General features: G+C 70.8%; 11 protein-coding genes. 10 read left to right on the top strand and 1 reads right to left on the bottom strand.

Features of this window, described 5'->3' with window-relative positions; translation table 11 throughout:
• Positions 1-35 precede the first annotated feature (35 nt).
• From ACIOGX_RS01545 to ACIOGX_RS01525, 5 genes are read left to right on the top strand one after another with little or no spacing between them, the layout of a single operon-like run.
• Positions 36-809, top strand: a complete 774-nt coding sequence (locus ACIOGX_RS01545; RefSeq protein ID WP_401909275.1) for a FadR/GntR family transcriptional regulator — start codon at positions 36-38, stop codon at positions 807-809.
• A complete protein-coding gene (gene dgoD, locus ACIOGX_RS01540) occupies positions 806-1,951 on the top strand; it encodes a galactonate dehydratase (RefSeq protein ID WP_356513246.1) in 1,146 nt (381 codons plus the stop codon). Before ACIOGX_RS01545 ends, dgoD begins: the two co-directional genes overlap by 4 nt.
• The gene (locus ACIOGX_RS01535; protein WP_401909272.1) at positions 1,945-2,748 is read left to right on the top strand and encodes a hypothetical protein; all 804 of its coding nucleotides are present in this window, start codon (positions 1,945-1,947) and stop codon (positions 2,746-2,748) included. Before dgoD ends, ACIOGX_RS01535 begins: the two co-directional genes overlap by 7 nt.
• Before the next feature lie 31 nt (positions 2,749-2,779).
• A complete protein-coding gene (locus ACIOGX_RS01530; RefSeq protein WP_401909269.1) occupies positions 2,780-3,427 on the top strand; it encodes a bifunctional 4-hydroxy-2-oxoglutarate aldolase/2-dehydro-3-deoxy-phosphogluconate aldolase in 648 nt (215 codons plus the stop codon).
• The gene (locus ACIOGX_RS01525; RefSeq protein WP_401909266.1) at positions 3,424-4,455 is read left to right on the top strand and encodes a sugar kinase; all 1,032 of its coding nucleotides are present in this window, start codon (positions 3,424-3,426) and stop codon (positions 4,453-4,455) included. The genes ACIOGX_RS01530 and ACIOGX_RS01525 overlap by 4 nt, the downstream gene beginning before the upstream one ends.
• Positions 4,456-4,741: 286 nt before the next feature.
• On the opposite strand, the gene ACIOGX_RS01520 is transcribed toward ACIOGX_RS01525, so the two are convergent.
• Positions 4,742-6,913: a hypothetical protein gene (locus tag ACIOGX_RS01520; RefSeq protein WP_401909263.1), complete on the bottom strand. Its 2,172-nt coding sequence runs from the start codon at positions 6,911-6,913 to the stop codon at positions 4,742-4,744.
• Between the two features lie 268 nt (positions 6,914-7,181).
• Here ACIOGX_RS01520 and ACIOGX_RS01515 point away from each other — a divergent pair, with 268 nt between their 5' ends.
• From ACIOGX_RS01515 to dhaK, 5 genes are all read left to right on the top strand, one after another.
• Positions 7,182-7,832 carry a class I SAM-dependent DNA methyltransferase gene (locus tag ACIOGX_RS01515; RefSeq protein WP_401758712.1) on the top strand — a complete coding sequence of 217 codons (651 nt, stop codon included), beginning with the start codon at positions 7,182-7,184 and terminating at the stop codon, positions 7,830-7,832.
• 238 nt (positions 7,833-8,070) lie between these two features.
• Positions 8,071-8,931 carry a class II fructose-bisphosphate aldolase gene (locus ACIOGX_RS01510; RefSeq protein WP_356513236.1) on the top strand — a complete coding sequence of 287 codons (861 nt, stop codon included), beginning with the start codon at positions 8,071-8,073 and terminating at the stop codon, positions 8,929-8,931.
• A 4-nt stretch (positions 8,932-8,935) separates the two neighbouring features.
• Positions 8,936-9,721 (top strand): HAD-IA family hydrolase, encoded by a 786-nt coding sequence (locus ACIOGX_RS01505; protein ID WP_356513234.1) that lies wholly within the window; start codon positions 8,936-8,938, stop codon positions 9,719-9,721.
• A 27-nt stretch (positions 9,722-9,748) separates the two neighbouring features.
• Positions 9,749-10,414: a dihydroxyacetone kinase subunit DhaL gene (gene dhaL, locus ACIOGX_RS01500; RefSeq protein ID WP_401909259.1), complete on the top strand. Its 666-nt coding sequence runs from the start codon at positions 9,749-9,751 to the stop codon at positions 10,412-10,414.
• A gap of 97 nt (positions 10,415-10,511) precedes the next feature.
• Positions 10,512-11,507, top strand: coding sequence for a dihydroxyacetone kinase subunit DhaK (dhaK, locus tag ACIOGX_RS01495; protein ID WP_383971042.1), 996 nt, complete (start codon positions 10,512-10,514; stop codon positions 11,505-11,507).
• The last annotated feature ends 1,605 nt before the right edge of the window (positions 11,508-13,112 follow it).

Raw genomic sequence — 13,112 nt, 5'->3', positions numbered from 1 at the left:
CGTCCCCCATCCCACCAGCAGAAAGGCACACCACCATGACGCCATACGCGCGCCGCGGAGTGCACGGCCAGACCGTGGAGACTCTCGCGCGCCGGGTGCTCAGCGGCGAGATCCCCGAAGGGGCGACACTCGATCTCGTGTCACTGCAAGGCGAACTGGACGTCAGTCTGACCGCGCTGCGGGAGTCCCTGAAGGTCCTCGCGGCCAAGGGGATGGTCGACGCACGCCAGAAGCGCGGCACCTTCGTCCGCCCACGCTCCGACTGGAACCTCCTCGACGCGGACGTGCTGCGCTGGCAGTTCGCCGGCAGCGCGGGCACCGGTACCGACCTGGCCCTGCTGCGCAACCTGGGCGAGGTCCGCGGCATCATCGAGCCGGCCGCGGTCAGGCTGGCCGCCGAGCGCCGTACCGACGCCGATCTCGACGCGCTGGAGGCGGCCCTGACGGCGATGGGCGAGGACGAGGGGGGCGCGGCGCACGCGGTCGAGGCGGACCTCGCCTTCCACCGCGCGCTCCTCGCGGCCACCCACAACGAACTCCTCGAACGTATGGAGATGGTCATCGAGTCCGGTCTCGCTCACCGTGACGAGATCGTCCACAGCACCCTCCACGGCGAGAACCCGGTCCCCAGCCACCGAGCCGTCCTGGACGCCGTGCGCGACCAGGACCCGGAAACCGCCGAACGCGCCATGCGAGCCCTCCTCGACCAGGCGGTCCGCGACCTCGACCGGGTCCGCGGCAGCGAGAGCGACAGCGCCGGCGCGCCGGCGACCACCGGCGACACGCACCACGGGAGCCCGGCCCAGTGAAGATCACGCGCATCGAGACCTTTCTCGTCCCGCCCCGCTGGCTGTTCTGCCGGATCGAGACCGACGAGGGAGTCGTCGGCTGGGGCGAACCCGTGGTCGAGGGCAGGGCCGAGGTGGTGCGCGCCGCGGTCGATGTCCTGGCCGAGTATCTGATCGGCCAGGACCCCCTGCGCATCCAGGACCACTGGCAGGTGCTCAGCAAGGGCGGTTTCTACCGCAGCGGCCCCATACTCTCCAGCGCCGTCGCCGGAATCGACCAGGCGCTGTGGGACATCGCGGGCAAGGTGTACGGGGCGCCCGTGCACGCTCTGCTCGGCGGGGCGCTGCGTGACGAGGTCCGGGTCTACGCCTGGGTGGGAGGCGACGAACCCGCCGGGCTCGCCGACGCGATCGCCGCCCAGGTCGAGGCGGGCTTCACCGCCGTGAAGATGAACGCGGCGGCCCGTACCTCCCCGATTCCCACCCTCGCGGAGACGGCCGCCGTCGTCGAGCGCGTGGCCGTGGCCCGTGAGATCCTGGGCCCCGACCGCGATGTGGCCGTCGACATGCACGGCCGGTTCGGACCGGCCGCGGCCCGCCGAGTCCTCCAGGCCATCGAGCCACTGCACCCGCTGTTCGTCGAGGAGCCGCTGCTGCCCGAGCAGGGCCATCTGCTCGCCGCGCTCGTGGGTGCCACATCCGTCCCCATCGCCACCGGTGAACGGCTCTACGGCAGGGCGGAGTTCCTGCCCGCCCTCCACGCGGGCATCGCCGTCGCCCAGCCGGACCTGTCGCACGCCGGCGGCATCTCCGAGGTCCACCGCATCGCGTCGCTCGCCGACACGTACGGCGTACAGCTCGCGCCGCACTGCCCCCTCGGTCCGATCGCCCTCGCCGCGAGCCTCCAGATCGCCTTCTGCACCCCGAACTTCCTCATCCAGGAGCAGAGCCGGGGCATCCACTACAACAAGGACGCCGATCTGCTCTCGTACGTCGTCGATACGGATCCGTTCCGCTTCGTCGCCGGACAGGCTCCGCGTACCGCACTCCCGGGACTCGGCATCACCGTCGACGAGGCCGCCGTACGCGCCGCCGACCGCACCGGGCACGCCTGGCGCAACCCCGTGTGGCGCCACCCCGACGGATCGTTCGCCGAATGGTGAACGCCCCGTCCCCGATCCGGATCACCACCGACCCGGCCCACGGCGGACGCTGGACCTCGCTGTGGGCGGCCGGCCGCGAATGGCTCTGGCACCGCGAGGAACCCCGGCGCCCGCACGTCGTCCCGGGCGACGCCTTCGCCGACGCGGGCGGCCTGGAGGAGTGTGTTCCCACGGTCCGGGGCACCCCCGACCACGGGCACGCCTGGGCCAGGGCCTGGCGGTGCGACGGTGACACGGAATCCGTCACCTGCCCGGACTTCCGGCTCAGCCGCCGAATCCGTCACCAGGACCGGCGCGCGGTGGCCGACTACCGGCTCACCGCCCGGCCCGGCTACCGCTTCCTCTGGGCGGGACACGCCCTGCTGGATCTGTCCGAGCACGCGCACCTCGGCATGCCCGACGGGACGCACACCCGGGTCTACCCGGACGGCGGGTCCCGGTGGACCCCCTGCGCGTGGCCGTGGTGGCCGGCGGAGTCGGCCGCGCTCGACCGGCTGGGACCCGACGACGGCACGGCCGTCGGCCTGATCGCCGACACCTCCCAGGTGGACGTCCACGAGGGAACCGCCGTGCTGCGCCTGTCCGTTGAGGCCGAGGGACAGCCCGTGTCCGTCGCCGTGTGGCGCAACCTCCGCGGCTTCCCCGACGACGATCCCTACCGGTCCATCGGGGTCGAACCGATGCTGGGACGCGTCTTCGACCTCGCCGCGGCCGGGGAAGGCGACGCGGCATGCGTGCCGGCCGGCGGGGAAGTCCGGTGGCGGCTCAGCGTGAGCGCGGGAACGGAACGAACGTGACAGCACCTCGGACTGGAAAGGAATCCCGCACGTGGATCTGCTGACCGCGCTGCGTACCCACCGGATCGTCGCCATCGTGCGCGGCGACGACGCGGACGCCGCGCTCAGGACCGTCCTCACCCTCGCGGAGGAGCACATCCCGCTCATCGAGGTCTCGCTCAGCGGCAAGGACGCGCTGAGCGTCATCCGCCGGGCACGCGCGGCTCTCGGCCCCGCCGCTCCGCTCGGCGCGGGTACCGTCCTGACGGCGCGGGACGCGCGGGCGGTGCACGAGGCGGGTGCCGACTTCGTCGTCACCCCGGCCGTCTGCGAGGGGATCACCGAAGCGAAGCGGCTCGAACTGCCCGTTCTCGCCGGGGTGATGACCCCCACGGACATCGTCGCCGCACAGCGGCTCGGCGCCGACTCCTTCAAGATCTTCCCGGCGGCGCAGGCGGGCGGCCCCGCGTATCTGCGCGCCCTGCGCGGCCCGTTCCCGGCCGCGCCGTTCGTACCCGTCGGGGGAGTGGACACCGAAGCGGCCGTCGCCTATCTCGCACACGGCGCGACGGCGGTGGGAGTGGGGTCGCCGCTCATCGGTGACGCCGCCGACGGTGGCAGTGTCGACGCCCTGCGCACCAGAGCCCGCGCCTTCCTCGGCGCGGTCCGCGCCACCGGCCCCGGGGCGGCGGGACGATGACGGGCGGCGCACCCGCCGCGGACCGGACCGGCCGCCCCGGCGCCCGGTCCCTCCGCGACGCCCCCGCATGGCGGCCGGCCCACGCCCCGGTGGCCTGCGTCGGCGAGACGATGGCCGCTCTCGTGCCGGATCCCGTCGCTCCGCTGGACAGCGCCGACCTGCTCCGGGTCCGGATCGCCGGCGCCGAGTCGAACGTGGCGATGTACCTGGCCGGCCACGGGGTGCCCGCGCGCTGGGTGTCCGCGCTCGGCGACGACCCGTTCGGCCACCGGATCCGCGACGAAGTGGCCGCGTCCGGCGTCGACATCAGCGGCGTACGCACCGATCCGCACCGCCCGACCGGACTCCTCGTGAAGAACCCGGGCCCCGGCGGAACCACGGTCCACTACTACCGGCGCGGCTCGGCCGCCTCCGCCCTGGGCCCCGGCGTCCTCGACGACGAGGCCGTACGGACCGCCGGGCTCGTCCACCTGAGCGGTATCACTCCCGCGCTCTCACCGGACTGCCTGGCTCTCGTCGCCGCGCTGCTGCGGCCGGTGCCCGGAACACGCCCGTGCCCCGTCAGCTTCGACGTCAACCACCGGCCGGCCCTGTGGAGCGGAGACACGGCCGCCGCCGTGCTCCACGACTTCGCGGACCGGGCGGACATCACGTTCGTCGGACTCGACGAGGCCCAGGCGCTCTGGGGGAGCGGGCTGGCCGGGCCCACGGACGTACGGTCCCTGTTGCCCGGACCCCGCATCCTCGTGGTCAAGGACGGCGGGTACGCCGCGACCGCGTTCGAGGGCACCCGTGTCCACACCGTGCCCGCGCCGAAGACCGGGATCGTCGAACCGGTCGGGGCGGGCGACGCGTTCGCGGCCGGATTCCTCGCGGGGCTGCTGCGCGACGAGGGCATGGTGCGGTCCCTGCGGCTCGGACACCTCACGGCGGGCGCCGCGCTCAGCGTGACAGGAGACCATGGCCCGCTGCCGGACCGTGGCCGTATCGCCGCTCTCCTCGACATGCCCCCCGAGACGTGGGCGTGAGACCGCGGCGGCCCGCCGCAGTCGGACGCGCCCGACGCGACGCGCACGGGAACTGGCCGACAGCCGGGCGGAGTTGCTCACGGCGTTGCACGCGGTGGGCGTCGCCCCGTACGACCGGAGCACGTCGACGGACACCCGCGTGCGGGACACCGGCGAAACAGGAAGCGCCGGGATGCTGTTCGGCACCCCGGCGTCCACGAAGAGGGCGAGGAAAGCGGAAGGACTAATTTCATAGAAGAAGGAGAAGGAAGTCCCTCCATGGCCTCGCCGAGTCCCACGCTAGCAGTCAGCCGGGGATCAGGTCGCGCAGATTTTCCGGCGTGACGATCCGGGACTCCGGGTGCAGTCCGTCCGGGCGCTCCAGGCCGATGTAGGTGACCGGGCCGTCCGGGACCGTCGTACCGTCCCACAGTGTGGTGCCCGTGGCACGGTCGGCCATCAGGCCGGTGAGGTACCGGACCGTGAGGTAGTCACGCTCGACGATGCCGCGCACCAGCGTGGCCACCGACACCCGGTTCTCCTCGACGCGGTTGGAGTCCGGGGTGCCCTGGAGGTACAGGTGGAGCCACTTGGCGTGCCAGCGGCCGTCGCTCCCGCGCCGGAACGCCAGCGGCAGCGCGACTCTTCCCGGGCCGCGCAGGTCCGACTTCATGCGCACGGTACGCGGCTCGAAGGGGCGGCCCCGCTGCTCGGCATCGCGCTGCATGAAGCCGAAGAACGACTCCTCGACCGCTTCGAAGTCCTCCCCCGAATAGATGTTGACCTGCGGGACGATGAAGGTGCCGCGCACGGCGCCCAGGCGCAGGTTGATGAACTCCGAGGCGCCGTCCGGCGCGTCCGTGATGTCGCCCGAGTGCTCGCCCCCGACCTCCGTGAGAGCGGTGTACGACAGCCAGCAGACGGTCGCGTACGCGGCGTCGAGCATCAGCGCCGACAGGTCGTAGTCGGTGCTGTGGCTCTTCTGCTTCCAGTGGACGAAGAAGCGCAGCAGTTCACCGTCGACGGGGGAGAGGGAGCCACGGGGCAGCACGCCGAGCCCGGCGGCCGACGCCTTGCCGCTGAGCGGGAGCGCGACATCGAGGACGTCGGGGTCGATCAGCAGATGCCCGGGGTCCGGAAGGCGGCGGCGCGTCTCGGTATCCAGCGCGGCGATCAGGCGCCGCCGCTCGGGCGGCAGTACGGGGAGACGGGTGTCGGCGGTGACCCAGGCGCGGCCCCGCTGGTTGACGAAGACGCGACGCTCGCCGGTCTCCCGCACGCGGTTGTGCAGGTGCTCGCGGACCGACAGCAGGACACGGCCGGAGACCCGCGAGGCGACCTCCTCGGCGGCGGCCACGACGGCGTCGCGTTCCTCCTGGGTGACGCACGCGCGCAGCAGCCGGTCCAGAGCACGGAACAGCTTGCCCGGGGCGGCGGTCAGCAGCCGCGCCGCCCCGGTGACGTCGTTCAGGCCGAGCAGTTCCTCGACACGGCTGTCGAAGGACCGGGCCTCCCTCTCGCCCCGGGCGACGGCGAACACCTCGGCGGCATGCGGCCAGCGCGGATACTCGTGCGGGTGGAGGCGCTCGCCGAGGCGCTTGAACGGTTCGCGCCGCGCGGTGACATCGGCGAGCTTGGCGGGAGCGGCCGCCACCACGGCGTCGAGACCGGCGAGCAGGGCGCGCCGGGCCGGTCGGGACAGCGACCGGAAGCGGGTGGGTTCCACGAGGGTCACGTCGCCGTCCGAGAGCGCGCAGGCCAGCCGGAGGACATCGGTGACGGTGTCCAGAAGGAGATCCCGGCCGGCTGTGAGACGGGCGACGTTGATGACCGCTCGGTTCTCGCGTACCGGTATCGCCTCGGGCTGCGGGCTGTCGACGCACCGCTCCGCGAGTGCCCGGAGGTCGCGCAGTCCCTCGTCGCCCAGCGGGGTGACGCTGCCGGCCAGCGCCAGGTACAGGGCATCGACCTCGTCGTCCGGGGCGCCGCCCAGGTGCAGGAGCGTGATGCGGTCGCCCGCGGCGGCGATCAGCTCATCGTGCGCGGCGAGCATCTCGGCGTACGTGTGCCGGTAGGTGCCGTACGACGGAAGCGTCAGCAGGTCGACCACCCCGGCGCGCAGCTGGGCGAGCGTGCTGTCGCGCGAGGCGTCGTCGGCGAGCGCCTCGGCGATGCACTGCCTCCAGAAGTCGAACGTGTCCGGCACGTTGGCCGGGAAGTCGAGGAAGTAGACGTTGTGCCGCACGTGGTCGCCCACCATCTCGCGGACGGTGTCCAGCGTACGCGCGGCGGTGGCGACGACTGTCTCCGCGGACAGCCCCGACAGACGCTCCATCACGGCCGCCGAGAGTTTGAAGCCGACGGACATCAGCGCGGCATCGAACTGCCGCGCCGCGACGTCGCCGTGCCCGGCCGGTCCGGAGGGGGCGGGCAGACGGTGGGTGTGCCGGATGACAAGAGGGTCGAGAGGGTGGGCCATCCGGGCATGATCCCAGAACCACCCGAGCCGGAGCATTCGGGTTTTCGCCCATGGTGTGCGCCACGACGGCGGGCCGAGGTCACGAGCGTTCAGGGCGGCAGGCGCGGTGATGGCCGCGGTGCAGGCGAAGAACGCGCCCAGCATGAGCGGAGGCGGCTATAGACTGCCTGAGCAGCGCGAGATCCGATCGGGAACAACGCGAGTGGCAGGAACAGCCGTCGTCCGGTCTCGCACGGCTTCCGCAGGCCACGGACATGGAGTTGAGTACGTGCCGTCGAACACGGACGGGTGGTTGGCGGACACCCGCGGCTCCTACGACACGGTCGCGGTCAGCTACGCCGACCACATGCGCGGAGTGCTGGCAGGGGAGCCGTATCTTCGGGCGGCACTGGCGTTGTTCGCCGGCATGGTTCACACCGCCGGCGGCGGGCCGGTGGCGGATGTGGGATGCGGACCGGGGCATGTCACCGCCCACCTGCGTGAGTTGGGCGTCGACGCGTTCGGTATCGACCTCTCACCCGTGATGATCGACGTGGCCCGGCGGGACCACCCGGGCCTGCGGTTCGAGGTGGGCTCGATGACGGATCTCAACCTCGCCGACGCGTCGGTCACCGCCCTGCTCGCCTTCTGGTCGTTGATCCACGTCCCCGACGACGCGATCCCCGCGGTCCTCGGCCATTTCCGGCGGGTGCTGCGCCCCGGCGGACCGCTGCTGCTCGGCTTCCACATCGGCGACGAGTCGCGGCTGAAGACGCGGGGCTACGGCGGCCATCCGATGAAGGTCCATGTCCATCGCCGACGGCCCGACCAGGTGACCGCCTGGCTGCGCGACGCCGGATTCACCGTCGAGGCCCAGTTGTTGCTCGACCTCGACGGAAGCCGTCCAGGAGCGGTCCTGTTCGCGCGCCGCCAGTCCTGACACCGCGTCGAGCCGGCCGCTCCCGTATCACCGGCGCGAGCCCGCCCGATCCCGAACCGGCCCTCGGCCGCGACACCGCTGTCGGTGCGGCGGAGCCGCTCGACCACGAACGGCCGTCCCCCGCTCGTCGGCCGCTGAGTGGCGGCGCCCTTCCCGCTGACGTCGAATGGAGCGAGAGACCCGTCCCCGGTCACGAGGGCTCGGTCTCCGTTGGGTGTGCCCGATCCCAGGAGTCCACGTGTCTGTCGTGCCGCTTGCCGACATCCTGTCCGACGCCTTCGAAAAGCGTTACGGCGTGCCGGCCATCAACGTGTTCAACGACCTCACCATGGAGGCGGTGCTCGCGGCCGCGGTGGAGAAGGACTCGCCACTGATCGTGCAGACGTCTGTCAAGACGGTCAAATCGATCGGAAGCGAGGTGCTCTTCGCGATGTGGACGTCCATGACGGCCGGTATCGAGGTGCCCGTCACACTCCATCTGGACCACTGCCCGGAGCGCGAGGTCATCACGGAATGCCTGCGGCGGGGCTGGAACTCCGTCCTGTTCGACGCCTCGAACCTGCCGGTGGCGGAGAACATGCGGCAGACGGTCGAGGTCGTCGCCGAGGCCCGCGGGCACGGCGCCCACGTGGAGGGCGAGATCGAGTCCATCACCGGAGTCGAGGACGACATCGGCAGCGACAGCGCGGCCGCCCAGCAGGATCTCGACGTGGCACTGGAGTTCCTCAGAACGACACACGTCGATGTCTTCGCGCCCGCCATCGGCAACGCCCACGGAACGTACAAGCGCCCACCGGTACTCGACTTCGAGCGGGTCTCCGACATCGTCACGGCGTACCCCCTGCCGATCGCGCTCCACGGCGGCAGCGGTCTCTCCGACGAGCAGTTCCGCGATCTCATCTCCCGGGGCTGCGCGAAGGTCAACATCTCGACCGCCCTCAAGGAGACGTTCATGAAGTCGGGCCTGGCCTTCCTCGAATCGGCGGCGGAGAAGCAGAAGTGGGACCCGCCCTCGCTGTTCCGGTCCGTCCGCCAGGACGTCATCGGGATGACCGGCTCGCTCATGACACTCTTCGGCAGCGCCGGCCGGGCCGGGTGACACCGTGCCCGCCCTCCTCTTCGACTGCGACGGCGTCCTCGCCGACACCGAGCGCTACGGGCACCTGCCCGCGTTCAACCAGACCTTCCAGGAGTTCGGCCTGCCCGTACGGTGGAGCGACAGCGACTACGCCGAGAAGGTGAAGGTCGGCGGGGGCAAGGAACGGATGAAGACGCTCCTCACCCCCGACTTCATCGCCGCGACCGGGCTGCCCAGCGACGCCGACGCGCTCGACGAGCAGGTCGCCCGGTGGCATCGGCGCAAGACCGAGATCTACACCGGGATCATCGAGGGCGGCACCGTTCCGCCCCGGCCCGGCGTACGGCGGATCGCCGCCGAGGCCGACGCCGCCGGATGGACACTGGCCGTCGCCTCCACCTCCGCGGAGCCGTCCGTACGCAGTGTGCTGGAACTCGCCGCCGGACCCGAACTGGCCCGGCGCTTCAGTGTGTTCGCCGGAGACATCGTGCCGCACAAGAAACCGGCGCCGGACATCTACCTGTACGCGGCGGACCGGCTCGGGCTCGACCCGGCGGGCACCCTCGTCATCGAGGACAGCCGCAACGGGCTGCTCGCGGCACGGGGCGCGGGCTTCGGCTGCACCGTCACGACCAGCGCCTATACCGCGCTGGAGGATTTCACCGGTGCGTGGCTGGTGGTGTCGTCATTGGGCGATCCCGAGCCGGAGGAGGCCACCACGAAGGTGCTGAGCGACCCCTTCGGTGCCGACCCCCGCCCGTTCGTCAGGCTCGCCGACCTCGAATTCCTGCTCGCCGCCGGCGCGACGTGACGGTCAGGACGGACAGTCAGGAGAGCCATGCCATCGACAACAGCCAGTGATCTCGAGTTCGTCGTCAGGACCATCGCCAGGACGGCGGTGGACAACGAGCGCGAGTTCGGCGAGCTCGACGCCGTCGTGGGCGACGGGGACTTCGGGTACTCGCTCGCGCGCGGCTTCGAGATCGTTCTCGCCGACTGGGACTCGCTGGACCGCGGCTCCCCGTCGGCGTTTCTGAAGAAGGTGGCCCTGGTGATCTCCAAGCGGGTGGGCGGAACCTCCGGGCCACTCTGGGGCACCGCGTTCCTCCGGGCGGCCGGAGCCGTCAACGACCGCTCCGAGCTGAACGGTGAGGACGCGGTCGCCATGCTGCGCGCCGCCGCCGAGGGCATCAAGGTGCGAGGCAAGTCCGACCTCGGTGACAAAACACTGCTGGACGCGCTGATCCCGATGACCGACGCACTGGAGAACGCGCTGGCGAACGAGGGGAAGACCGGCGAGGGCCCGGCGGCCGGCCCCGCCGCTCTCGCCCGGGTCGCGGCCTCCGCGGCGCGTACCGCCGCTGAAGCCACCACACCGATGATCGCCAGGCGTGGCCGGCCGAGCTACACCGGGGAACGCAGCATCGGTTCCCCGGACGCGGGAGCCATGGCGGTCGCCATCATGGCGGAGCGCGTCGCCGACGAATGGGCCGTACGTACCTGAACCCGCCGTGCCCCCGGGACCGGGCCCGTACGGGGCCCGGGACCGGGCCCGTACCGAGCCAGTCCGTGTCCCCACGCCGAGATCCAGGAGCGATCGCATGAAGAAGTTCGTCAACGACCCGAAGAACTACGTGCCCGAGATGCTCCAGGGACTGGCCCTCGCCAACCCCGGCACCCTGCGGTACGTCCCCGAATACAACCTGATCATGCGCGCCGACGCGCCCCGGCCGGACAAGGTCTCCCTCGTCCAGGGCTCGGGCTCCGGACATGAGCCGTCGCATGTCATGACCGTCGGCAGGGGAATGCTCGACGCCGCCTGCCCGGGTGACGTCTTCTCCGCGCCCCCCACCGACTACGTATACGAGACGGTCAAGCTCGTCTCGTCCCCCAAGGGCGTCCTGCTGCTGGTCAACAACTACACGGGCGACCGCATGGCCTTCGAGATGGCCGAGGAGCTCTCGCAGGCCGACGGTGTCACCGTTCGTACGCTGTTCATCGACGACGACGTTTCGGTGCAGGACTCGACGTACACGGTCGGCCGACGCGGGGTGGCCGGCAACTTCTTTGTGATGAAGGCCACCGGCGCGGCGGCGGAGCGTGGTGCCGATCTCGACGAGGTGTACCGGATCGGCGAGAAGGTGAACTCCGTCACGCGCACCATGGGCATGGCGCTCACCGCGTGCACGCCGCCGGCCAAGGGGTCCCCGCTGTTCGAACTGCCCGACGACGAGATCGAGATGGGCGTGGGGATCCACGGCGAGCCGGGCCGGCGGCGGGAGAAGATGAAGCCCGCGGACGCGATCGTGCGGGAGCTGGTCACCGCTGTCGTCGACGACCTGCCCTACGTCTCGGGCGACGGCGTCGCCCTCATGGTCAACGGCCTGGGCGGCACCCCGATCGGCGAGCTCTATCTGGTGTACGGGCTGGCTCACAGGCAACTGGCAGAACGGGGCATCGAGATCCGCCGCAGCTACGTGGGCGAGTACTGCACCTCGCTCGACATGGCCGGCGCGTCCATCACCCTGGTCCGTCTGGACGACGAGATCTCCGGCCTGCTCGCGGACCCGGCCGAGATCCCGATCCGCGTCTTCTGACCGACGCGTGTGGTGAAGTACGTCTCCGGCGGCGACCGGGCGGACGTCACCGTCGGGTTGAACACTTCATGGCTGCCGGGGGCGTCCCGCGTGTACGGGCCCCATGAAGTCCACCGCGCGTCGGCTGGTGTGGCCGTGGCGCCCGATTCGGGTGTGCGGGACGTGCGAGCTGACCCGTGGCGAGCGGGCACGAAGCCGAAGCGGGCGGTAAACGGGCATCATGAGCGGTCAAACGGGCGCCTGTTCGGTCACGGGTGCCGGCCCCCGGAGTCGGGGTGCGGTGCGTGGGGCGCTCCGACGCCAGGTTTCGCACATGTGAACGGCGCGAAGCAGCCCCAGGTAGTGGCGGCGCCGGTGATTCGTGACGGCCGATGCGTGGGCGTATTCACCACGTGGGGGAACGCTCCTGCGCGCCGGTATGGAAGTGTTATTCCGCTTCCAATAACCACAAGGGAAGAGGCTGGAGCGGGCAACGCCGATTCCGATACCCTTGGGGCAGGCAGGGATCGCGAGGCTTTCGCATTCATTGCGGCCTTGTAAGATCTACCGGGCGCATCCAATCGGGTTTCCCCGTGGCGCCGCTCCCTTGGTCCTCTGTATCGAGCGCGATACCCGGAGTTCATGTAAAGGGACTAAGGCCCGGTTACCCGCGATGCGGGTTCCGGCACTTCTCGGTGTGCCGCCCTCGGCTTCTGCGCGGAGAAACAGGTCGCGCTGTTGGTTTTACTCATGTGCCGGCCATCCTGTGGTTCCAGCGTATTCATCGCGGACCTCGACTCCGGCTTTCGTTTCGGCGAGGTAAACAGGGTGTTGTTTGTAATACGGTTTCACATCCTTCGCAAGCTGGCTGATTGATCCCCCCGGGTATGGCTTGATTGGTCGCTTCGCCGTCATAACCGTTCACTCCGGCCTCGGGGTGGTGAGTGGCGTAACCGTCGTTATTCGGCCGGGCGGTGCTGAGGCCGACTCTCCCGAGCCCTTGGCCGGCCCTGTGATCAGCGGCCGAGCGCTGTCACTCCCTGGGTGCGCGCATTCCTGAGGTTATTGCTGCTGAGGCTTCCCCCGTACGGTTCGCGCCAGGCCGCGCCCCTGCCGCGGGGCGGCGTCGGGCTCCGGCTTTCGTCGCTGCCGCGCGAGCGTCGCAGTTCAGCCAGAACGCCCGATGTCCCCGGCCTATGCCACTGGTCTCCGGGCGCAGGCCCGCGGCCGCGGGGCGCGGCGGGATTTCGTCGAGATGCCGCCACGCCTCCCCGGCTTGAATCCATGCGTCGCCGTCCGGACGGCATATCGGGCGTTTCCGTGTGAACTCCGACGCGTCCGGCTGAATGAGGTCGGTTTTCTGTCTGTATACCGTTGGTGATTCCGGGCGGAGATATGCAAGGGCACGTGCGCGGACAAGTGCCCAGTCAGTCATTTCCTGGAGGCGCCGAGAGGCGGGTAAATTTCGGAAGTTCGCGCGGTAAATTTCGAGAGTCCTCGCGCTCGGACACGCGCCTGTGTGTCCTTGACGGGCATTCTCGGCCTGGCGCGCTACCGTCAACGCAGCCGGCCATGCGCTGGTTGACAATTCCCGAAGCGCTGGCTTGAATTGCGCCCGTTATGGCG

Source organism: Streptomyces sp. NPDC088147 (assembly GCF_044741565.1).
In the GTDB taxonomy this organism is placed as follows: Bacteria; Actinomycetota; Actinomycetes; order Streptomycetales; family Streptomycetaceae; genus Streptomyces.
The sequence above is the reverse complement of the archived record's forward strand: the minus strand, read 5'-3'. Positions and strand labels throughout refer to the sequence as shown.

What these genes read in the sequence shown, in the direction of transcription:
- ACIOGX_RS01525 (WP_401909266.1), top strand. Translation starts at nt 3,424, where the DNA reads ATGACGGGCGGCGCACCCGCCGCGGACCGGACCGGCCGCCCCGGCGCC.
- ACIOGX_RS01545 (WP_401909275.1), top strand. Translation starts at nt 36, where the DNA reads ATGACGCCATACGCGCGCCGCGGAGTGCACGGCCAGACCGTGGAGACT.
- dhaK (WP_383971042.1), top strand. Translation starts at nt 10,512, where the DNA reads ATGAAGAAGTTCGTCAACGACCCGAAGAACTACGTGCCCGAGATGCTC.
- ACIOGX_RS01520 (WP_401909263.1), bottom strand. Translation starts at nt 6,913, where the DNA reads ATGGCCCACCCTCTCGACCCTCTTGTCATCCGGCACACCCACCGTCTG.
- ACIOGX_RS01535 (WP_401909272.1), top strand. Translation starts at nt 1,945, where the DNA reads ATGGTGAACGCCCCGTCCCCGATCCGGATCACCACCGACCCGGCCCAC.
- dhaL (WP_401909259.1), top strand. Translation starts at nt 9,749, where the DNA reads ATGCCATCGACAACAGCCAGTGATCTCGAGTTCGTCGTCAGGACCATC.